20 protein-coding genes and 2 tRNA genes are annotated in these 21,703 nt (G+C 39.5%); 20 read left to right on the top strand and 2 right to left on the bottom strand.

What is annotated here, in order from left to right; translation table 11 throughout:
* Positions 1 to 29 precede the first annotated feature (29 nt).
* A complete protein-coding gene (locus CWS20_RS18255) occupies positions 30 to 473 on the top strand; it encodes a S1 domain-containing RNA-binding protein (RefSeq protein ID WP_066192108.1) in 444 nt (147 codons plus the stop codon).
* 149 nt (positions 474 to 622) lie between these two features.
* On the opposite strand, the gene CWS20_RS18250 is transcribed toward CWS20_RS18255, so the two are convergent.
* Positions 623 to 694: transfer RNA gene (locus CWS20_RS18250), tRNA-Glu, on the bottom strand.
* A 24-nt stretch (positions 695 to 718) separates the two neighbouring features.
* A tRNA-Met gene (locus CWS20_RS18245) sits at positions 719 to 792 on the bottom strand.
* A 367-nt stretch (positions 793 to 1,159) separates the two neighbouring features.
* On the opposite strand from CWS20_RS18245, the gene spoIIE reads away from it, so the two are divergent.
* From spoIIE to lysS, 19 genes are all read left to right on the top strand, one after another.
* Positions 1,160 to 3,631, top strand: coding sequence for a stage II sporulation protein E (gene spoIIE, locus CWS20_RS18240; protein ID WP_066192109.1), 2,472 nt, complete (start codon positions 1,160 to 1,162; stop codon positions 3,629 to 3,631).
* 167 nt (positions 3,632 to 3,798) lie between these two features.
* Complete coding sequence (locus CWS20_RS18235) at positions 3,799 to 4,557, top strand: vWA domain-containing protein (RefSeq protein ID WP_276328321.1); 759 nt, start codon at positions 3,799 to 3,801, stop codon at positions 4,555 to 4,557.
* Entirely contained in the window at positions 4,526 to 5,512 is a 987-nt protein-coding gene (prkT, locus tag CWS20_RS18230) for a serine/threonine protein kinase PrkT (protein ID WP_066192111.1), read from the top strand. The genes CWS20_RS18235 and prkT overlap by 32 nt, the downstream gene beginning before the upstream one ends.
* Positions 5,513 to 5,645: 133 nt before the next feature.
* Positions 5,646 to 7,034, top strand: a complete 1,389-nt coding sequence (tilS, locus tag CWS20_RS18225) for a tRNA lysidine(34) synthetase TilS (protein WP_066192112.1) — start codon at positions 5,646 to 5,648, stop codon at positions 7,032 to 7,034.
* A 24-nt stretch (positions 7,035 to 7,058) separates the two neighbouring features.
* Positions 7,059 to 7,607, top strand: a complete 549-nt coding sequence (gene hpt / locus CWS20_RS18220; protein WP_066192113.1) for a hypoxanthine phosphoribosyltransferase — start codon at positions 7,059 to 7,061, stop codon at positions 7,605 to 7,607.
* A gap of 145 nt (positions 7,608 to 7,752) precedes the next feature.
* Positions 7,753 to 9,744 (top strand): ATP-dependent zinc metalloprotease FtsH, encoded by a 1,992-nt coding sequence (gene ftsH / locus CWS20_RS18215; protein WP_066192114.1) that lies wholly within the window; start codon positions 7,753 to 7,755, stop codon positions 9,742 to 9,744.
* 204 nt (positions 9,745 to 9,948) lie between these two features.
* The gene (locus tag CWS20_RS18210; protein WP_083957210.1) at positions 9,949 to 10,728 is read left to right on the top strand and encodes a type III pantothenate kinase; all 780 of its coding nucleotides are present in this window, start codon (positions 9,949 to 9,951) and stop codon (positions 10,726 to 10,728) included.
* 77 nt (positions 10,729 to 10,805) lie between these two features.
* Positions 10,806 to 11,684, top strand: a complete 879-nt coding sequence (gene hslO, locus CWS20_RS18205) for an Hsp33 family molecular chaperone HslO (RefSeq protein WP_066192115.1) — start codon at positions 10,806 to 10,808, stop codon at positions 11,682 to 11,684.
* 98 nt (positions 11,685 to 11,782) lie between these two features.
* Complete coding sequence (locus CWS20_RS18200) at positions 11,783 to 12,655, top strand: peptidyl-prolyl cis-trans isomerase (protein WP_066192116.1); 873 nt, start codon at positions 11,783 to 11,785, stop codon at positions 12,653 to 12,655.
* A gap of 175 nt (positions 12,656 to 12,830) precedes the next feature.
* Positions 12,831 to 13,760, top strand: a complete 930-nt coding sequence (cysK, locus tag CWS20_RS18195) for a cysteine synthase A (protein WP_066192117.1) — start codon at positions 12,831 to 12,833, stop codon at positions 13,758 to 13,760.
* Positions 13,761 to 13,890: 130 nt separating this feature from the next.
* Positions 13,891 to 15,297 carry an anthranilate synthase component I family protein gene (locus tag CWS20_RS18185; protein ID WP_066192119.1) on the top strand — a complete coding sequence of 469 codons (1,407 nt, stop codon included), beginning with the start codon at positions 13,891 to 13,893 and terminating at the stop codon, positions 15,295 to 15,297.
* A complete protein-coding gene (gene pabA / locus CWS20_RS18180) occupies positions 15,294 to 15,902 on the top strand; it encodes an aminodeoxychorismate/anthranilate synthase component II (RefSeq protein ID WP_066192120.1) in 609 nt (202 codons plus the stop codon). Before CWS20_RS18185 ends, pabA begins: the two co-directional genes overlap by 4 nt.
* Complete coding sequence (gene pabC, locus CWS20_RS18175) at positions 15,892 to 16,749, top strand: aminodeoxychorismate lyase (RefSeq protein ID WP_066192121.1); 858 nt, start codon at positions 15,892 to 15,894, stop codon at positions 16,747 to 16,749. Before pabA ends, pabC begins: the two co-directional genes overlap by 11 nt.
* Before the next feature lie 11 nt (positions 16,750 to 16,760).
* Positions 16,761 to 17,597, top strand: a complete 837-nt coding sequence (gene folP / locus CWS20_RS18170) for a dihydropteroate synthase (protein ID WP_066192122.1) — start codon at positions 16,761 to 16,763, stop codon at positions 17,595 to 17,597.
* Positions 17,590 to 17,949: a dihydroneopterin aldolase gene (gene folB / locus CWS20_RS18165; RefSeq protein WP_066192123.1), complete on the top strand. Its 360-nt coding sequence runs from the start codon at positions 17,590 to 17,592 to the stop codon at positions 17,947 to 17,949. The genes folP and folB overlap by 8 nt, the downstream gene beginning before the upstream one ends.
* Before the next feature lie 3 nt (positions 17,950 to 17,952).
* Positions 17,953 to 18,480: a 2-amino-4-hydroxy-6-hydroxymethyldihydropteridine diphosphokinase gene (folK, locus tag CWS20_RS18160; protein ID WP_066192124.1), complete on the top strand. Its 528-nt coding sequence runs from the start codon at positions 17,953 to 17,955 to the stop codon at positions 18,478 to 18,480.
* Positions 18,432 to 18,656 carry a helix-turn-helix domain-containing protein gene (locus CWS20_RS18155; protein ID WP_066192125.1) on the top strand — a complete coding sequence of 75 codons (225 nt, stop codon included), beginning with the start codon at positions 18,432 to 18,434 and terminating at the stop codon, positions 18,654 to 18,656. Before folK ends, CWS20_RS18155 begins: the two co-directional genes overlap by 49 nt.
* 16 nt (positions 18,657 to 18,672) lie before the next feature.
* The gene (gene dusB / locus CWS20_RS18150) at positions 18,673 to 19,674 is read left to right on the top strand and encodes a tRNA dihydrouridine synthase DusB (protein ID WP_066192126.1); all 1,002 of its coding nucleotides are present in this window, start codon (positions 18,673 to 18,675) and stop codon (positions 19,672 to 19,674) included.
* A 299-nt stretch (positions 19,675 to 19,973) separates the two neighbouring features.
* Complete coding sequence (lysS, locus tag CWS20_RS18145) at positions 19,974 to 21,467, top strand: lysine--tRNA ligase (RefSeq protein ID WP_276328320.1); 1,494 nt, start codon at positions 19,974 to 19,976, stop codon at positions 21,465 to 21,467.
* Positions 21,468 to 21,703: the final 236 nt, after the last annotated feature.

Below are 21,703 nucleotides of genomic sequence, written 5' to 3'. Positions count from 1 at the left end.
TTATATCTTTAAGGAGGAAATTTCTTTTTATGTCAATCGAAGTAGGCAGCAAGTTACAAGGAAAGGTCACAGGAATTACGAATTTCGGAGCGTTTGTAGAGCTGCCGGAAGGTTTAACAGGTCTTGTGCATATTAGCGAGGTTGCAGACAATTATGTTAAGGATATTAATGATCACCTTAAAGTAGGCGATATGGTTGAGGTTAAGGTCATTAATGTTGAGAAAGATGGTAAAATTGGTTTGTCTATCAAAAAGGCGAAAGACCGACCTGAGAGAACAGAAAGACCTGAAAGAAGAGAGTCTAGAGGAAACTCTGGGCGTCCACGTCAAGGCAGAACGAATGATAACCGCGCACCTAGAGAGAATTTTGAAACGAAAATGGCTCGTTTCTTAAAAGATAGTGAAGATCGCTTATCCTCTTTAAAACGCAATACTGAATCAAAACGTGGAGGCAGAGGAGCTAGACGAGGTTAACTTGCTGCTGAATTTACTATATATAAGCAGGGTTCATCGTTCATGATTCCCTTTGGAAAAAGCAACCCATTGTGGGTTGCTTTTTTTATTGCATAATAATATACATAAAAAAATAGGCATTGCTAAGTAGCAATGCCTATTTGTCATGATGACCCGTACGGGATTCGAACCCGTGTTACCGCCGTGAAAGGGCGGTGTCTTAACCGCTTGACCAACGGGCCGTATATTCTTCGACGTATTGCAGATAGCGGCGGAGGGGATCGAACCCCCGACCTCACGGGTATGAACCGTACGCTCTAGCCAGCTGAGCTACACCGCCAAATCTATAATAACCCCTATTGTAAGAACGTGTGCTGGAGATGATTTAATCCAAGGCACAAGCTATATATTACAAAGAATTTATACGTATGTCAATCATTATTTACAAGAAACTTGTCGGAAAATCATCCAAGTGATTCGTCAACTTTTTAAAGGAGAAAAAGTGATAATGTTAGGGTTTAACTCTATTATTAATCTTATAAAAATCAGAAGGGTGTTCATTGTTTTGTGAGTTTTTGTTTTCTTATTGGTTATGACGGGGAAAACAGTCGAACGAAAATAGGTTGCTTGTCCATCATTTTGACAAACTTTTAGGTTCTATCCTTTTATAATAAGGGGCAAACGTAAAAACGTGGGGAGTGGAAATGATGGAAAAGCTAGAAAGGACAATTACTGAGCCGATTGGTGAAGTGGATCTTAATCGGCCCAAAGTGGAAATTGGAAAACTGTTCGGTAAAATCCAGGCTGGGTTAGAAACCTTTTTCATAAAAAAGGGATACTTATTTTTAATTATCGGATTTTTACTTGGTAGAGCGCTTATACTTTCGCAGCTCACCCCATTCACACTTCCGTTTTTTGCCGCAATTTATTTAGTAAGGAGAGAGAAGGCGCCGCTGGCTCTCATTGGCTTAATAGGAGGGGCTGCTACATTATCCTTTACCCATGCAGCAACAACATTTATCATTTGTTTTTTATTTTTATTTGTTTTTCGAATATCAAAAAAGTGGGTCCGCAATGAGCTTAAAGTTTTGCCTTTCTTTGTCGCCGGGACATTGCTTGCGGGCACCGTAGCGAAAACCTTTATTTTAAAAGGTCATGTGTCATTATATGAACTGATGATGGCAGGAGTAGAAGCGAGTTTAGGGTTTATCCTTTGCCTAATCTTTTTACAAAGCTTGCCGCTCTTATCCTTAAATAGAAGAAGGCAATCATTAAAAACAGAAGAAATTGTCTGCTTAATTATTATGCTCGCGTCTGTAATGACTGGGACAATAGGCTGGAATGTGTATGATCTTTCAGTTGAACATATTATGTCGAGGTACTTAGTGTTAATCTTTGCTTTTGTCGCAGGTGCAACCGTAGGGTCGACAGTCGGCGTTGTGACAGGTTTAATCTTTAGTCTAGCGAACATCTCAAGCCTGTACCATATGAGCTTGCTTGCTTTTTCAGGTTTGCTGGGCGGGTTATTAAAAGAGGGGAGAAAAATTGGCGTAGCACTGGGATTATTAATTGCCACTTTATTAATGGGCATGTATGTAGACGGTGGTGCGAACTTAATTATTAGCTTATACGAAACAGGAGCCGCGATTCTCCTCTTTTTGCTTACACCGCAAAATTTAACAATGAAATTATCAAAGCACATACCGGGCACACCTGAATACGCTGCAGAGCAGCAGCAATATATGCGAAAAATGCGGGATGTCACAGCACAAAGGGTTTCACAATTTTCAAATGTGTTTCAGGCACTGTCAAAAAGCTTCTCCGCCCATAATGAGCCTTCTGGCTGGGAGGAGAATTCAGATAGAGAATTTGATTATTTTTTAAGCAATGTGACAGAAAAGACGTGCCAAACCTGCTTTAAAAAGGATCATTGCTGGGCAAGGAACTTTGATACAACATATGATTATATGAAGGAAATTATGAATGATTTAGATTATGAGGATGGTCAGATTTCGCCTCGGCTTGCAAGAGAATGGGATAAGCACTGTACACGCGCAAAGAAAACAACAGAGGTCATTCAACAGGAATTAACTTTCTATAAAGCGAACCAAAAATTAAAAAAACAGGTACAGGAAAGCAGAAAGCTTGTCGCTGATCAATTATTAGGCGTATCAGCAGTAATGGGCGACTTTGCTAAGGAAATTCAGAGAGAGCGGGAAAATCATCATAAGCAGGAGGAGCTTATTTTAGAAGCTATGCAGGAATTTGGTATACAAGTGGAGCAGGTAGAAATATATAGCTTAGAACAGGGGAATGTTGATATAGAAATGACCATCCCGTATTGCAATGGGCTTGGCGAATGTGAAAAATTAATTGCACCGATGCTGTCAGACATTTTAGGAGAAACGATATTAGTTAATTCAGAGGAATGCGCGGCCTTTGCCAGCGACTTCTGTCATGTGACTTTCCATTCTGCTAAAGCATTTGTTGTCGACACGGCGGTTGCACATGCAGCTAAAGATGGCGGTCTCGTCTCGGGAGACAGCTACTCTACGATCCAGTTGGGTAGCGGTAAATATGCAATTGCCATTAGTGACGGGATGGGCAATGGAGAAAGGGCTCATAGTGAAAGCCAGGAAACCTTGCAGCTATTGCAAAAAATCCTTCAATCAGGTATTGAGGAACAAGTTGCTATCAAATCAGTGAATTCCGTTCTCTCTTTACGAACGACTGATGAGATTTTTTCTACATTGGATTTGGCCATGATTGACTTGCAAAATGCTGACGCCAAGTTTTTAAAGATAGGTTCAACGCCAAGCTTTATTAAGAGAGGTGCGCAAGTAATGAAGGTGCAAGCAAGCAATTTACCAATTGGCATCATAGAAGAATTTGATGTGGATGTTGTAAGCAAGCAGCTGAAGGCGGAAGATTTATTAATTATGATGAGTGATGGGGTGTTTGAGGGGCCGAAGCATGTAGAGAACTTTGATTTATGGATGAAGCGGAAAATTACTGAACTAAAAACAGATGATCCGCAGGAGGTTGCTGATTTAATTATGGAGGAGGTGATAAGATCTAGGTCTGGCCATATTGAAGATGACATGACTGTTGTTGTATCGAAAGTGAAGCATAATATACCTAAGTGGTCGAGTATTCCCTTGCAAAAAAAGGCAAATTAAGATAATAACAGAATGATATTCTGCTTACTTATAGATGATTAATAAATTATCTTCTCCAGTATTCAGTTTTAATATGTATATTTCCTCGAAAAGAAGTTGAAAATGGTAGTAATCATAAATCTAGTTGTGGTGGTTGTATTTTTTTCTGAAGAAGAAGCCACCTCCACATTTCTAGGAGGGAAAATATGAAAACTGGAACATTGAAGCAAATTTTGCTTATTACTGATGGTTGCTCAAATCAAGGAGAAGACCCTATTGCTATGGCTGCATTGGCAAAAGAACAAGGAATTTCAGTCAATGTCATCGGAGTAATGGAAAATGATGTAATTGATGACCAAGGTTTAAAAGAAATCGAAGGCATTGCGATGTCAGGTGGAGGCGTAAGTCAAGTTGTATATGCGAAGCAGCTTTCACAAACCGTACAAATGGTGACAAGGAAGGCGATGACACAAACCTTGCAAGGGGTTGTAAATCGTGAACTTACACAAATATTAGGAAATAAACAAACAACGATTGAGGATTTACCACCAGATCAGCGTGGAGAGGTCATGGAAGTTGTAGATGAGCTAGGTGAAACAGTTGAAGTGGAGGTCCTCATTCTCATTGATACGAGTGCGAGTATGAAGCATAAACTCCCTACCGTTAAGGAGGCGCTATTTGATCTTTCATTAAGCTTGAATGCACGTTCAGGTCAAAACCGATTTTCGCTATTTGTATTTCCCGGGAAAAAGAATGATGTCGAAAAAATGCTGGATTGGACGCCAAAGCTCGAATCATTAACAAGCATTTTTTCTAAATTATCGACTGGAGGAATCACTCCGACAGGACCAGCAATACGTGAGGCCCTCACCTATTTCAATAAGAAGCGTTCATTAAGAAATCTACTTTCTCGTGATGATGATGAATTCTATGAAGAGTCAATTTAACGTCACTAAAGGAACATGCATTGATGGGAAATGGCATAAAAATCGCTATTTAATTGAGAAGGAATTAGGATATGGCGCAAATGGCGTAGTCTATTTAGCGAGGCTAAAGGGTACGCTTGTAGCTTTGAAGATGAGTGATAATGGATTGTCTGTCACATCCGAGGTTAATGTCTTAAAATCCTTCTCGAAGGTCCAAGGGTCTACCCTAGGACCTTCTTTGCTTGATGTTGATGATTGGAAAACATCACAAGGGAAAACCTATTCATTTTACGTGATGGAATATATTCATGGTCCAGACTTATTAAAGTTCATAGAGAGTAATGGAAGTTCATGGACGATTGTCCTTATTTTACAACTTTTAAACGACCTTGATCAATTGCATCGTGCAGGCTGGGTTTTTGGTGATTTAAAGCCTGAAAATTTAATTGTGACTGGTCCACCGCCTAAAATACGGTGCATCGATGTGGGAGGAACAACGATGAAAGGACGTGCTATAAAGGAATTTACAGAGTTCTATGATCGAGGCTATTGGGGACTTGGCTCCCGAAAGGCTGATCCTGCTTATGATTTATTCGCCACTGCTATGATTTTTATTAATTGTGCATACCCTAGCAGATTTAATAAAGATTCTGGAGGTTTGGACCAGCTAAGAGGAAGGGTAAAGCAAAGTAAGCTGCTACAACCATATGAGCAGGTAATTGTTGGCGCATTAAAAGGGAGATATCAATCGGCCCTTGAAATGAAACGAGCCTTATTGGATGAGATGAGCGCTTTGCAGACGAAAAAGAATACAAAAACTGTGACGCGTAACGCCAAAGCAGCTAATCAGTCAGCACCAATAAGGAGCCGGAGTCGTCAGCACAAAAAGAGCAAGGGCGGGTTTAAAGAGACGGTTATGTTGATTCTAGTCATTTCCTGCTTATATTTCTTCTATATTTATGGGCAATTAGTTTGAGGATAATTCTTTAAGTTTTTTGAAAAGCTTTGCTTAAAAGTGTATGCTTTTATTAGAGAAACTTGGCGTCCCTCGAGTCTTTCGGTGAATGTCTTGTTAGAAATTATCTTTTAAATGAATAAGGAAGATTCGTATGGTTGGTTCAAAAGTTAAAGCGTTTTTAAAAAAACAAGGTTTTCATATGAGTAATAAAAGAGTGGGGATAGGTGTGTCTGGCGGGCCTGATTCTTTAGCGCTCCTTCATTATTTGTTCGAGCAATCCAAAAGAGAAGGGTTTTATATCTCTGTGATGCATGTTGATCATATGTTCAGGGGAGAAGAATCCTATCATGATGCCCTATATGTTCAGCAGTTTTGTGAGGAGAGAAACATCCCTTTCAAGATGAAGCGGGTAAATGTCCTTGAGTACATGGCTGAAACTGGAAAGAGTTCGCAAATAGCTGCTCGCGAGTGCCGCTACGAATTTTATAAGCAAGTGATGGAAGAGGATGATTTGCAATATATTGCTTTGGGGCATCATGGGGATGATCAGGTAGAAACCATCCTTATGCGTTTAACAAGAGGAAGTACGGGCAGTGCTAGAGCAGGTATCTCTTTTAAAAGAGCATTTGGCAATGGATATATCATTCGTCCGTTTCTGTGCTTGAATCGTGAAGAAATTGAAAATTACTGTACAAAAAATGATTTAAGCCCGCGCATGGACCCTAGCAATGAAAAAGAAATCTATAGCAGAAATCGGTTTAGAAAAAATATCCTGCCTTTCTTAAAACAGGAAAACCCTCATGTGCATGAACATTTTCAAAGATTTAGTGAAGAAATGCAAAGCGATGAGGCATTTCTGCAGGAATTAACGAGAGAGCAATTGAATAGAGTAATGGATAAGAAGCAATCAGATGAGATTACCCTTAATATTGAAGCTTTTCAGGGGATTCCAAAACCTTTACAAAGAAGAGCGATTCAACTAATATTAAACTATCTATATCAGGAAAAGCCACCTTCTTTATCTGCAACGCATATCGAGAATGTTTTTTCCTTGCTTACTCATCCTCATCCATCCGGAACTTTAAATTTCCCTAACGGTTTAAATATTGTACGTTCCTATCAAAAATGTATCTTCCATTTTTTAGAGAATAAAACCGTACAGCCATATCATTTTCATTTATCACAACCTGGGGAGGTTAATATTCCAAATGGAGGAAAACTTATTTTTGAAATGACAGAACAGATTGAAGGAAATCAATGTTCTGATAGGCTCCTCTTATCATCCAGTACTGTCCTTCCTATTATCATAAGATCACGCCAAAACGGAGATCGGATGACATTGAAAGGAATAAAAGGCAGTAAAAAGTTAAAGGATATCTTTATTGATCATAAGATTCCTCTGAATGAAAGAGCGACTTGGCCTGTCGTAACAGATGGCGATGGTCAAATATTGTGGCTTCCATGTTTGAAAAAATATAATGGAACTGCAGAGCATCAGTCTGATAACAGTTATATTCTTCTCAAATACATAAAGCAATGATCTTCTAGGGGGCACAGGAAAACGATGATGAAACATGAGATTGAAAAGGTTTTAATAACGGAAGAAGAGCTTCAGGAAAAGATTAAGGATCTAGGCGCTCATCTGACTGAGGAATATCAAGATAGATTTCCGCTAGTGATCGGTGTGCTTAAGGGTGCTATGCCATTCATGAGCGACTTGATTAAACGTATTGATACTCATTTAGAAATGGATTTCATGGACGTTTCTAGTTATGGAAATTCTATGGTTTCTACTGGAGAAGTGAAAATATTAAAAGACTTGGATACTTCAGTTGAGGGCCGTGATATCTTAATTATTGAGGATATTATTGATAGTGGCTTAACATTGAGCTATTTGGTAGAGCTGTTCCGTTATAGAAAAGCTAAGACCATTAAGATTGTCACGTTGCTTGATAAGCCAACAGGCCGTAAAGCAGCAATCAAAGCGGATTATGTTGGGTTTAATGTACCAGATGAATTTGTAGTAGGATATGGTCTTGATTATGCGGAAAGATATCGCAACCTACCATATATTGGTATCCTTAAACCAGAGGTATATAGCAATAATAACTAAGAGGAAAGTTTTGAGTGAATTTCTTTGAAAAACCCTTAACTGCAACATGAGAATACCCGGTTATGATAAGTGTAAATCCTTGTATTGGCACGATTTTCTATGATACTATACTATGTAGTTTGTTTACCGTGGGAGGAGGTAAGGGATGAATCGGATTTTCCGTAATACCATCTTTTATTTATTAATATTTTTAGTCATTATAGGGGTTGTCAGTTTCTTTAATGGCAATAACGAACCGACAGAACAGGTTACATATGATCAATTTGTCGGATATTTAGAAAGCGGAGAGCTTAAGTCAGTCTCCTTACAGCCTGAACGAGGCGTTTTTGAGGTGCGAGGTCAATTAGAGGATTATGAAGAAGGCAAATACTTCATCACTTATATTGCGAATAGTGATGCAATCCTTGATAGAGTTGATGAACTTGCATCAAATTCAAAGGTAGAAATTATTCCAGCTAAGGAAACGAGCGGCTGGGTTACATTCTTTACTACGATGATTCCATTCATCATTATTTTCATCTTATTCTTCTTCTTGCTGAACCAAGCTCAAGGCGGTGGCGGCCGTGTGATGAACTTTGGTAAAAGTAAAGCGAAGCTATTCGATGAAAGTAAAAAGAAAGTACGCTTTAAAGATGTAGCAGGTGCGGATGAAGAGAAGCAAGAACTTGTAGAGGTTGTTGAATTCTTGAAGGACCCTAGGAAGTTCGCGGAGCTAGGTGCGAGAATTCCAAAAGGCGTCCTGCTAGTAGGACCTCCAGGTACTGGTAAAACATTGCTTGCACGAGCAGCAGCTGGTGAAGCAGGCGTACCATTCTTCTCAATCAGTGGTTCTGACTTCGTAGAGATGTTCGTCGGTGTCGGTGCATCACGTGTTCGTGACTTGTTTGAAAATGCAAAGAAAAATGCACCATGTATTATCTTTATTGATGAGATCGATGCGGTTGGTCGCCAACGTGGCGCTGGTCTTGGCGGCGGACATGATGAGCGTGAACAAACGCTCAACCAATTGCTTGTTGAAATGGACGGATTCGGTGCAAATGAAGGGATTATTATCATTGCGGCAACTAACCGCCCTGACATTTTAGACCCTGCTTTATTGCGTCCAGGTCGTTTTGACCGTCAAATCACTGTCGATCGCCCAGATGTTACAGGACGTGAAGCAGTATTAAAAGTACATGCTAAGAATAAACCGCTTGATGAATCAGTTAATCTAAAAGCGATTGCACAAAGAACACCTGGTTTCTCGGGTGCAGACTTAGAAAACCTTCTTAACGAAGCAGCGCTTGTAGCCGCTCGTCTCGATAAGAAAAAGATAGATATGACAGATATCGATGAAGCAACCGATCGTGTTATTGCGGGACCAGCGAAGAAGAGTCGCGTCATTTCTAAAAAAGAAAGAAACATTGTTGCTTTCCATGAAGCGGGTCATACGGTGATTGGATTGATCTTAGATGAAGCAGAAATGGTTCACAAAGTAACCATTGTCCCTCGTGGGCAAGCAGGTGGTTATGCGGTGATGTTACCTAAGGAAGATCGTTACTTCCAAACAAAACCAGAGCTTCTTGATAAGATTGTTGGATTACTTGGCGGCCGTGTCGCTGAGGAAATCGTGTTTGGAGAAGTGAGCACAGGTGCTCATAATGACTTCCAGCGTGCAACAGGCATTGCGCGTCGAATGGTTACTGAATTCGGTATGAGTGATAAACTAGGACCAATGCAATTCGGTCAATCCCAAGGCGGTCAAGTGTTCCTAGGCAGAGACTTTAATAACGAACAAAACTATTCAGATGCGATTGCATACGAAATTGATTTAGAAATTCAGCGGATGATTAAAGAAAGCTATGAGCGATGCAGACAAATTCTTACTGAACATCGCGATAAGCTGGACTTGATTGCTAAAACACTTCTAGAAGTAGAAACTTTGGATGCAGAACAAATCAAGCATTTATCTGATCACGGAAAACTTCCTGATCGTGCTGTCAAACAAATCGAAACTTCAGATGATATGAAAGTAAAAATCAATATCAAAAAAGACGATGAGAATGATGGAGAAGGGGAAATTACAGAAGTAAGAGAAAACAAATCTCCTGCTGAAGAAGAAAACCCTCCAGCAATCGACGAAGATCGCAAACAATAATCACACCCAAAGCGCCCCAAAGCGGGCGCTTTTTTGATCCTTTTAGTTTATATGGGTGCCTGTCACCTCCACAGTTCGACACAAGTGTCGAATCGTGGAGGTGACAGGCACCCAGTTTCTTTTTCTTTTCTCATATTGGGTGAGGTGTGATATGATGTTTTCAGTGAAAATTTAGTTGATATTATAGTTAAAGTGGTGAGATGATTGATTTTTGTTTTTGATATTGGAAATACAAATATGGTTCTGGGTGTTTATGAGGGCGATGAACTAAAGTATCATTGGCGTATCGAGACGAATCGCCATAAGACTGAGGACGAATATGGAATGATCATAAAGTCTTTATTCGAGCATGAAAAGCTTTCTTTTTCAGATATTGATGGAATCATTATCTCGTCAGTTGTACCCCCGATTATGTTTACGTTAGAGCGAATGTGCGAAAAGTACTTTCATATAAAGCCATTAGTGGTTGGACCGGGAATTAAAACGGGTCTGAACATTAAATATGATAACCCGAAAGAAGTAGGCGCAGACCGAATTGTGAATGCGATCGCTGGCATCCATGTTTATGGTTCTCCGCTCATCATTGTCGATTTTGGAACGGCGACGACGTATTGTTATATTAACGAACATAAACAGTATATGGGCGGCGCAATTGCTCCGGGGATAGGTGTATCAACGGAAGCGCTTTATTCCAGAGCTGCCAAGCTGCCGCGGATAGAAATTGCACGTCCGGAAGGAATTGTGGGTAAAAACACTGTCGCTGCTATGCAATCTGGCATATTATTTGGTTATGTTGGACAAGTAGAAGGTATCGTTAGACGAATGAAGGAAGAGTCAAAAACAACTCCAACTGTCATCGCAACAGGAGGACTTGCCAATTTGATTTCCAAAGAATCAAATATAATCGATGTCGTTGATCCTTTTTTAACATTAAAAGGGCTTCAGCTTATTTATAAACGAAATATGGATACGATAAAAAAGTAAACAAATGAATGTCATTATAATAAAGACGCTATCTCATCATGAGTTTAACAGTGTTTGATTTTGAAAGGGGTAAAAGAATGAGTGATTATTTAGTAAAAGCTCTAGCATATGATGGACAGATCCGTGCATATGCATTGCGTTCAACTGAAACAGTGGGAGAAGCTCAGCGCAGACACCAAACATGGCCTATACCTTCCGCAGCGTTAGGCAGATCGATGTCTGCAGGTGTGATGATGGGTGCGATGCTTAAGGGCGAAAATAAAATAACAGTTAAAATCGAAGGAAATGGCCCAATTGGTCCAATTCTTGTAGACAGTGATGCAAAAGGCAATGTCCGGGGATATGTCACTCATCCACATGTCCATTTCGAATCTAATGCAAATGGCAAGCTAGATGTTCGTCGTGCGGTTGGTACAGAAGGAACATTAACTGTAGTGAAGGATATTGGTATGCGTGAGAATGTTTCAGGACAAGTACCTCTTGTTTCAGGGGAACTAGGAGATGATTTCACTTATTATTTCGTTGTATCAGAACAAACGCCATCGTCTGTAGGTGTAGGTGTATTAGTGAACCCTGATAATACGATTCTTGCTGCTGGTGGCTTTATCATTCAATTAATGCCTGGAACAAAGGAAGAAATCATCACACTAATAGAGGAAAGATTAAAATCGATTCCTCCAGTGTCAAAATTGATTGAAAAAGGTTTAACACCAGAAGAGCTCCTTGAAGAAGTTCTAGGGAAAGAAGAAGTGAAATTCTTAGAAAAACTACCTGTTTCTTTCAGGTGCACTTGCTCTAAGGAGCGTTTTGCAGATGTGATTATTAGCTTAGGTCAGGAAGAAATTACAGATATGATCGAGACAGATGGTAAAGCTGAAGCACAATGTCATTTTTGTAACGAGAAATACCACTATTCAAAAGAAGACCTTGAAGAGTTAAAACAAGAAGCAAAATAATTTTGGAAGGGGTGGATCCTTTTAGCCCAACTGTTAAAAGGCGTCATCTCCTTCTTTGTGTAAAATAAATAACGCTTTTAGAATTAGGGGGAGGAGCCTTGAAGAGGCAGCATTTATGGTTGGTAATTATTGGCCTGGTATTGATTAATTGTGTGACTGTTGCTTTTTTCCTAGGAAGGGGCGATCAAGGTGTGAAGGAAGTCGTCGCCAAAATAGGCAAACAGGAAATTACTAGGCAGGAATGGCTCGGTGAAATGGAGTCAAGATATGGAAAAGAAGTATTAGACGAAATGATTGATCAAAAGGTAATTGAAGCCGCGGGGAAGAAATATAAAATAGAGATTTCTGATAAAGAAATTGATCGTGAAATGAAAATGCTTAAAACAACATATGGAACCACTACGAGTGCGCTCGCTTCCGATGAGGAAAAATGGCGGAAGCAAATTGAAAATAGCCTTATATTAGAAGAATTATTAACAAAGGATGTAAGCGTCCCTGAAGAAGAATTAGATGCCTATTATGAAGAGAATATTAGTCAGTTTAACATAAAGGATACATATCATTTATCACAAATTGTGGTGAAAACAGAAAAAGAAGCAAAGCAAACGATGGATGAGTTGAAACAAGGATCGAGCTTTTCAGCACTTGCAATGGAAAAATCGATGGATTCATTTACGGCTGTTCAAGGCGGTAATATAGGCTATGTGAATGAGGAAAATGAAGAATATGCCATGCTGATTGACGAAGCAAAAGATATGAAGCCTGGTAAATGGACAGATCCTATCAAAACAGACGATGGGTTTGCCATTGTTATGCTGCATGAACATATACCTGGCGAGACTTATTCATATAAAGAAGTAAAGAATCAAATTCGCCGTCAAGTAGCGATTGAACAGATGGATATTCCGGTATCGACTCAGCCATTTAAAGATGAGGTCGATATTGAATGGTTTTATGATGAAGCGATTTAAAAATAAACAATCATGAGTATGATAATAACAGCATACAAAGTAATAGTTGGGAATAAAGTTTTGAATATTTGCAAAAAACAAGGACAAAATTCCTGCTTATTCATTGACTTTTCATGTTTGGATTGATAAGTTTTAATAAAACCAATAAAAATACTCGGATTAAGGGGTGGAGGACATGGTACGTGTAGCAAATTCTATTATAGAGTTAATTGGACAAACACCGATTGTAAAATTAAATCGAATGGCTGAAGAAGGCAGTGCAGACATTTATCTAAAATTGGAATATATGAATCCTGGAAGCAGTGTAAAGGATCGTATTGCGTATGCAATGATTGAAGCTGCTGAAAAAAGCGGAGACTTAAAGGCAGGAGATACCATAATTGAACCTACTAGTGGCAACACAGGAATTGGTCTTGCAATGGTTGCTGCAGCGAAGGGCTATAAAACAGTTTTAGTTATGCCTGAAACAATGAGTATGGAAAGAAGAAACCTATTAAGAGCTTATGGAGCTGAGCTTGTCTTAACACCTGGCCCAGAGGGCATGGGTGGAGCAATTCGCAAATCAGAGGAGCTTGCGAAGGAGCATGGCTATTTCATGCCTCAGCAGTTTAAGAACCTTTCCAACCCGGAAGTTCATCGCTTAACAACGGGTAAAGAGATCGTTGAGCAAATGGGCGAACAGCTGGATGCTTTTATTTCAGGCATTGGCACAGGCGGTACCATCACCGGAGCTGGCCAAGTGCTTCGCGAGAAATATAATGATATTAAAATCTATGCGGTAGAGCCTGCGGATTCCCCGGTTTTATCCGGCGGTAAACCAGGTCCTCACAAAATCCAAGGAATTGGTGCAGGCTTTGTTCCTGATATTTTAGATACAAAAATTTATGATGAAATTATTCCAGTTGTAAATGAGGATGCTTTCGCACAAGCAAGACGTGCAGCGAAGGAAGAAGGAATACTAGGCGGGATATCTTCCGGTGCTGCTATCCATGCGGCATTAAAAGTGGCTAAAGAGCTTGGGGCAGGCAAAAAGGTGCTGGCGATCATCCCGAGTAATGGTGAACGCTATTTGAGCACCCCTCTATATCAATTTGAAACAGAATAATTAAGTGAAACAGCAGCTAATTCATAGCTGCTGTTTTCTTCTTTTTCCCCAGTGATTGCCACAAAATTTTCCCTGTAATTAGCTAGTAAATTGCCTTGATTCATGTATGATGAAAAAGAGGTGATTACGTTTGAAAAAATTAATAATTGATGCGAAAAAAATTCCATATTCACATAATCGGTTTTTTGACCAATATACAATGATTGCAGATAAATATGATTATCACATACTTTTAGAAAGCGGAAGAAGCGGGCGTTACAGCATAGCCGCATTTAATCCAGATACCATTTTTACCGGAAAAAATTCGAAGCTCGATATTATGACAGGCGGCGAAAAGCAAACGCTAGCGGGGAATCCGCTGCACTTAATGAAAGACTGGTTTAGTGCTTTTGAAATAGAAGGAGTTGAAGGGTTGCCTGATTTTAAAGGCGGAGCAATCGGTTTTCTAAGTTATGATTATGGCCGTTATATTGAACAAATGCCTGAAGGTGCAACAGATGATTTAGAAATGCCAGAACTTCATTTTTTTGCGTTCAAAGAATGGTTTATTTTTGACCATGTAGAGAAAGTATTATGGTTATTATTTCTTCATGAACAAGGAGAAGATATAGAGGATAAAAGAAATTATTGGATGGACCGCTGGACGAGGGAGATACAGGCTGATGAATTAATCCCATCAATAGATATACATTCCGATTTGGAGGTATCTATGGATGAGGCAGGTTTTGTGGAAGCGGTAAAAAAAGTGCAAAATTATATCGCTCAAGGGGATGTCTTTCAAGTGAATTTATCAGTGAGAGGCAGCAAGCCGATAGCAGTGGCCGCTTTGGATGTATATAAACAGCTGAGAGAACTAAATCCTTCTCCTTATATGGGATATGTTCACACACCTGATTATCAGCTTGTAAGCGGTTCTCCAGAGCTATTGGTGAAGAAAAAAGGGAATATAGTCAGCACACGCCCAATAGCGGGTACGCGCTCACGAGGAAAGAATGAAGCCGATGATCTTAGGCTTGCTAATGAATTAATAGACAATGAGAAGGAACGTGCAGAGCATGTCATGCTTGTTGATTTAGAAAGAAATGATTTAGGGCGAGTTTGCCGTTATGGTACCGTCGAAGTCGATGAGTTTATGGTGATTGAAAAATACTCTCATGTGATGCATATTGTTTCAAATGTAAAAGGGGAAATTGCGGAAGATAAGGATGGTTTTGACTTGATAGATGCTGCTTTTCCAGGTGGGACAATCACGGGTGCACCAAAGGTGAGAACAATGGAAATAATTGAGGAACTTGAACCTGTAAGAAGGGGAATCTATACAGGCTCTCTCGGCTGGATTGATTTTAATGGTGATCTGGAGCTTAACATAATGATTAGAACGATGCTCGTTAAAGATAACATGGCGTATGTTCAGGCTGGGGCAGGTGTTGTCATCGATTCCAACCCGAAAGCGGAATATAAGGAGTCATTGAAAAAAGCGAAGGCTTTATGGAGAGCAAAACAACTAGCAGAAGGCATAAAAGGAGATTCTTTATGATACTCATGATTGATAACTTTGATTCTTTTACCTATAACCTTGTCCAATATTTGGGTGAACTTGGGATGGAGCTGATTGTTAGGAGGAATAATGAAGTGACAATTGAAGAAATCCGGGAAATGGATCCTGAATTCCTTATGATTTCTCCTGGTCCATGCAGCCCTAATGAAGCGGGTGTTAGCTTGGCAGCCATTAAGGCATTTGCCGGCAAAATCCCTATATTCGGTGTTTGTTTAGGACATCAATCAATCGCTCAAAGCTTTGGGGGAGAAGTCGTTCGAGCAGAGCGTCTTATGCACGGGAAAATATCCAATATCGTTCATGATGACAAAACGATTTTTCAAGGTATACCGCAGCAGTTTCCAGCTACGAGGTATCACTCGCTTATCGTTAAAAAAGAGTCACTTCCTGATTGTTTCGAAGTAACTGCCTGGACGGAAGACGGTGAAATTATGGGAATTAGACATAAGGAGCTTCCTGTTGAAGGTGTCCAATTCCACCCTGAATCTATCATGACCTCTGCAGGAAAGGACTTGCTGAAAAACTTCCTTTCATATTATGGTAGCACTGCCGTAAAGCGGGGAGGGGACACGCTTGTATATTAGTGTAAATGGACACATTGTCCATAAAGAACAGGCTAGGATTTCTCCCTTTGATCATGGATTTTTATATGGCTTAGGGCTTTTTGAGACTTTTCGTGTGTATGACGGCCATCCGTTTTTACTAGACGATCATTTGCGGCGTTTAAATGATGGACTGATATCCATTAATATTGATTTTCATTTAACAAGACAGGATTTGCTGGATCAATTAAATCCTTTATTAAAGGAAAATGGCTTTAAGAATGCTAGAATTAGACTAAACGTATCAGCCGGAAATGCTGATGTCGGCTTGCAAGCTGCTCCGTATACTGAACCCAATATCCTTCTTTTTGCAAGCGAGCTACCGGCAGTTCCCACGCTGAATGAAAAGCAGGGAACGGTTTTGGCGCTAACACGTAATACACCTGAAGGAAAGATGCGGTTAAAGTCGCATCATTTTCTTAATAATGTATTAGCAAAGCATGAGATTGGATCAAACCCAAACATAGAGGGGATTTTTCTTACTTCAGAAGGCTATGTTGCAGAAGGAATTACATCCAACTTATTTTGGATGAAGAATGATACTTTATATTCTCCTTCCGCAGGAACAGGGATACTGAACGGAATCACAAGACAATTTATTATAGACCTGGCATATAGCCAAGGTTGGATAGTAAAAGAAGGCTTTTATCACATAGGTGATGTAAAGCAAGCGGATGAAGTATTCATGACGAACTCTATTCAGGAAATCATCCCGCTATCATCCCTTGAGGAACGACCTTTGCCTGGACTGAAGGGTTTAAAGGTGAACGAACTGACGAAGCTATACGGGCAATACCGCAAGCGGCTATGGAGCAGGCTGGAATTATAGGAGGTTTTATAATGACAGAGGAAAAAATAATCTGTGGTCCATACACTTTAGACTATAGTAAGAAAACATTGATTATGGGGATTTTAAATATTACACCTGATTCTTTTTCAGATGGCGGCAAATTTACCGACCTTCAACAAGCGGTTTTAAGAGCGAAGGAACTTGTTGAAGCCGGTGCAGATATTATCGATATTGGCGGAGAGTCTACTCGGCCAGGATATGAGGAAATCTCAGTCGAAGAGGAAATCGCGCGGGTTGTGCCTGTAATAAAAGAAATTGTAAAAGAAGTGCCTGTACCGCTTTCGATTGATACATATAAAGCGGAAGTGGCCAAACAGGCAATCGAAGCTGGAGCACATATAATTAATGATATCTGGGGTGCGAAGGCAGATCCGGAAATGGCAAAAATCGCTGCAAGAACCAATGTTCCAATTGTGTTAATGCATAATCGAAATAATGAAGATTATGATTCTTTTTTTCGCGATTGTATGAATGATCTTTATGAAAGTGTTGCTTTAGTGAAGGCAGCGGGTGTGAAGGATGAAAACATTATAGTAGATCCAGGTATTGGCTTTGCTAAAGATTTTAATGGCAATATGGAAATGATGCGCCATCTAGATAAACTTGTTGCTTTCGGATATCCTGTATTGTTAGGCACCTCTAAAAAGCGTATGATTGGTACTGTCCTCGACCTACCTGTAAATGAAAGAATGGAAGGAACAGGAGCAACGGTTTGTTATGGTATCCAAAAAGGATGTCAAATCGTGCGTGTACATGATGTCAAAGAAATTAGTCGAATGGCAAAAATGATGGATGCTTTAATGGGGAAGGGTGAATATAGTGGATAAAATCTTTGTGAATAAAATGGCGTTTTACGGATATCACGGTGTTTTCCCCGAAGAAACTCGTCTTGGCCAGCGATTTATAGTAGATTTAATAGTGGAAACAGATTTAAAAAAAGCAGGAGAAAAGGATGATTTAGCTCAATCTATCAATTATGCAGAGCTGTATGAAGCGTGTAAAAGCATTGTTGAGGGAAAACCATTTAAGCTAGTTGAAGCGGTGGCTGAAAAAATAGCTGGGGATTTACTAAATCATTTTCCTGCGATAGCCCAAGTAACTGTTAAGGTTATCAAGCCAGACCCTCCTATACCAGGACATTATGAGTCTGTTGCTGTAGAAATAACAAGGGGTAGATAAAAAGTGGGAAATATCGCTTATATTGGTCTAGGCTCCAATATAGAAAATAGACTTGAAAACTTAAGGGAAGCTATTACAGCTCTATCTATAGTCAAAGAAATCAATGTGGTAAATTCTTCTTCTATTTATGAAACAGATCCAGTTGGCTATGAAGAACAGGATCAATTTTTAAATATGGTCATTCAAGTGGAAACAGAACTCACCCCTTTTGAATTAATAGATGCGTGCTTAGAAATAGAAAAAAACCTTGGAAGAAAAAGGCTGTTTCGTTGGGGGCCGCGAAATATAGACCTTGACATTTTATTATATAATCACGAAAATATTGAAACAGATAAGTTAATTATTCCACATCCCCGGATGCATGAAAGAGCCTTTGTGCTAATACCACTTCTAGAGATACATCCAAACGTCAGCCTTCCGGAGATGGAACAGCCTCTACAAAGGTTATTAGAGGCCATCCCAGACAGAAAAGGAGTTCGGATATGGAAGCGGAAAAATGGGGAAGACGTATTCGCGCTTTTCGAAAACTAAAAGGTTTTACCCAAGAAGGGTTTGCTAAAGAGCTAGGTATATCGGTTTCTATAATTGGTGAAATTGAAAGAGGAAATCGCATGCCTACGGAGCAATTATTAGAAAAGGTTACGCAGAAACTAAATGTGTCTGTAGAAGATTTAGCTCCGCCTGAGGAGCAAAAAATAAATAAATAATATTGGGAGGTACCCATTGTTTAAGATCGGTGATATTGAGTTAAAAAACAGAGTCGTACTAGCGCCGATGGCCGGAGTATGTAATTCAGCATTCCGCTTAACAGTAAAAGAATTTGGTGCGGGTCTCGTCTGTGCGGAAATGGTTAGTGATAAAGGTATTATTTTCAAAAACGAGAAAACGATGAATATGCTATATATTGATGAACGTGAAAAACCGCTTAGCTTGCAAATTTTTGGCGGTGAAAGAGACACTTTAGTCGAAGCGGCTAAATTCGTTGACCAAAATACGAATGCAGACATCATCGATATCAATATGGGATGCCCAGTACCGAAAATTACTAAATGCGATGCAGGTGCTAAATGGCTACTTGATCCGAATAAGATTTATGAAATGGTTTCTGCAGTAACAGCAGAAGTTGAAAAACCAGTTACAGTAAAAATGCGTATGGGCTGGGATGAAGACCATATCTATGCTGTAAAGAATGCACAAGCAGTAGAACGTGCAGGCGGAAAAGCGGTAGCGCTTCACGGCCGTACGCGTGTACAAATGTATGAAGGTACTGCGAACTGGGATATCATTCGTGAAGTAAAACAAAACTTAAACATCCCATTAATCGGAAACGGCGATGTTAAAACGCCGCAAGATGCAAAAAGAATGTTGGAAGAAACAGGTGTAGACGGCGTAATGATTGGACGCGCTGCATTAGGAAATCCATGGATGATCTACCGTACTGTGAAATTTTTGGAAACAGGAGAACTAATGGATGAGCCATCTGTAAGAGAGAAGATGGACGTTTGTATTCTTCATATGGATCGTCTAATTGCATTGAAAAATGAGGATATAGCTGTCCGCGAAATGAGAAAACATGCTGCATGGTACCTAAAAGGCATCCGTGGCAATGCAAAAGCTCGTAACGGAATTAACGAATGCAATTCTAGAGAAGAAGTCGTAACGCTCTTAAATGAGCTTGTCGTAGAAATTGAGGAAAAAGAGCGCAAAGCTTCTGAAGCGGTCTAATAAGTAGTAAGGAACCATTTAAGCCAGGTCCCTTACTTTTGATAGGTCTAACTTCAGCGGTGGGAGCGAGACCCTTCCGCTTTCTAGTTTGACATAAAAATGATAATTATCTATAATATTTCTGTTAACAATCAATCGGCTGCCAGTAGACTAACTGGCAGTTTTTATTCTATTTATGAACTTTTTGATGTCTGTAAAGGCTGCATTGTGTAGAATAATAATAGAAGTAAATAAATAAATTTTATTGAATCCGCAAGATGCGCCTACATAAAAGATTTACAAAATTGGAGATGGTATCAGTGAGTCAAAGTCATGAAGAATTAAATGACCAATTAGTAGTCAGACGTGAAAAGATGAACAGTCTTCGTGAAAAAGGGATGGACCCCTTTGGTAAAAGATTCGACCGTACACATCAAGCGCAACAGCTAATTGACCAATACGGAGAATTAGAAAAAGAAGAACTAGAACAACAAGAAGATATACAAGTAACAATTGCAGGAAGAATAATGACAAAACGCGGCAAAGGGAAAGCTGGGTTTGCTCATATTCAAGATCTTTCTGGCCAAATTCAACTTTATGTCCGCAAGGATGCAATCGGTGATGAGGCATATGAAATCTTCGGATCTGCTGACTTAGGTGATATTGTCGGTGTATCTGGAACTTTATTTAAAACAAAAGTAGGGGAACTTTCAGTAAAGGTAAAGCAATTTGAGTTATTAACTAAGTCACTTCGTCCATTACCGGACAAGTTTCATGGTTTAAAAGATGTAGAACAGCGTTACCGTCAGCGTTATTTAGATTTGATTGTGAGTGAAGAAAGCAAGAAGACATTCATCACTAGAAGTAAAATTATTCAATCTATGCGCCGTTACTTGGATGACCATGGCTATCTAGAAGTGGAAACACCTATGATGCATGCAATTGCGGGCGGAGCCTCAGCTCGTCCATTTATTACTCACCATAACGCGCTTGATATGGAGCTCTATATGAGGATTGCCATTGAACTGCACTTAAAGCGTCTAATTGTCGGTGGCATGGAAAAAGTTTATGAAATCGGCCGTGTCTTCCGTAATGAAGGTGTATCCACTCGACATAATCCGGAGTTCACTATGATTGAACTTTATGAGGCATATGCTGATTACCGTGATATCATGAATCTCACTGAGAATCTTGTTGCTCATATAGCAGAGGATGTACTAGGTACAACATCAATCCAATATGGAGAATATGAAATTGACCTGAAACCTGAATGGAAGAGACTTCATATGGTAGATGCGATAAAAGAATACACTGGAGTAGACTTCTGGAAAGAGACAAGTGTAGAGGAAGCTCGTGCTCATGCAAAAGCACATGGTGTAGAAATTAACGATAATATGCTTTATGGACATATTGTTAATGAATTCTTTGAACAAAAGGTAGAAGAGGAATTAATCCAGCCAACATTTATTTACGGCCATCCTGTTGAGATTTCTCCTCTTGCTAAAAAGAATGAAGAAGACCCGCGCTTTACTGATCGCTTTGAGCTGTTTATTGTCGCTCGTGAGCATGCAAATGCATTTACAGAGCTTAATGACCCTATTGATCAGCGCGAACGTTTTGAAGCGCAATTAAAAGAGCGCGAACAAGGCAATGATGAGGCACATATGATGGATAATGATTTTGTTGAAGCTTTGGAATACGGTATGCCGCCTACAGGTGGATTAGGGATAGGTGTAGACCGCCTTGTTATGTTATTAACCAACGCAGCGTCTATTAGAGATGTACTATTATTTCCTCATATGCGACAACGATAAAAAGCTGTGAATAAAAGCAAAGTGTAATAAAAGCACTTTGCTTTTTTTATAAGTGGAAAAATAAGAATATTACATCTTTAAAAATCTATGAAAAAATATAAAAAACCTATTGCCACGCATGAAATAAGGTGGTATATTATTATCTGTTGCTGCTAAACAGCATCGACATAAAAAACATTTTAAAAAAGTTGTTGACACAACTTAATAAGATGAGGTAAGATAATAAGGTCGCTTTT

This window comes from Cytobacillus horneckiae (assembly GCF_002835735.1).
GTDB lineage: Bacteria > Bacillota > Bacilli > Bacillales > Cytobacillaceae > Cytobacillus > Cytobacillus horneckiae.
Note: the sequence above shows the minus strand (reverse complement) of the source record. Positions and strands in the feature narration are given on the sequence as shown.

Bases quoted from the DNA above. Each gene is read 5' to 3' on its own strand.
- hpt (WP_066192113.1), top strand. From the start codon at position 7,059: ATGATGAAACATGAGATTGAAAAGGTTTTAATAACGGAAGAAGAGCTT.
- cysK (WP_066192117.1), top strand. From the start codon at position 12,831: ATGGTACGTGTAGCAAATTCTATTATAGAGTTAATTGGACAAACACCG.
- CWS20_RS18155 (WP_066192125.1), top strand. From the start codon at position 18,432: ATGGAAGCGGAAAAATGGGGAAGACGTATTCGCGCTTTTCGAAAACTA.
- spoIIE (WP_066192109.1), top strand. From the start codon at position 1,160: ATGGAAAAGCTAGAAAGGACAATTACTGAGCCGATTGGTGAAGTGGAT.
- ftsH (WP_066192114.1), top strand. From the start codon at position 7,753: ATGAATCGGATTTTCCGTAATACCATCTTTTATTTATTAATATTTTTA.
- folP (WP_066192122.1), top strand. From the start codon at position 16,761: ATGACAGAGGAAAAAATAATCTGTGGTCCATACACTTTAGACTATAGT.
- prkT (WP_066192111.1), top strand. From the start codon at position 4,526: ATGATGATGAATTCTATGAAGAGTCAATTTAACGTCACTAAAGGAACA.
- pabA (WP_066192120.1), top strand. From the start codon at position 15,294: ATGATACTCATGATTGATAACTTTGATTCTTTTACCTATAACCTTGTC.
- hslO (WP_066192115.1), top strand. From the start codon at position 10,806: ATGAGTGATTATTTAGTAAAAGCTCTAGCATATGATGGACAGATCCGT.
- tilS (WP_066192112.1), top strand. From the start codon at position 5,646: ATGGTTGGTTCAAAAGTTAAAGCGTTTTTAAAAAAACAAGGTTTTCAT.
- CWS20_RS18255 (WP_066192108.1), top strand. From the start codon at position 30: ATGTCAATCGAAGTAGGCAGCAAGTTACAAGGAAAGGTCACAGGAATT.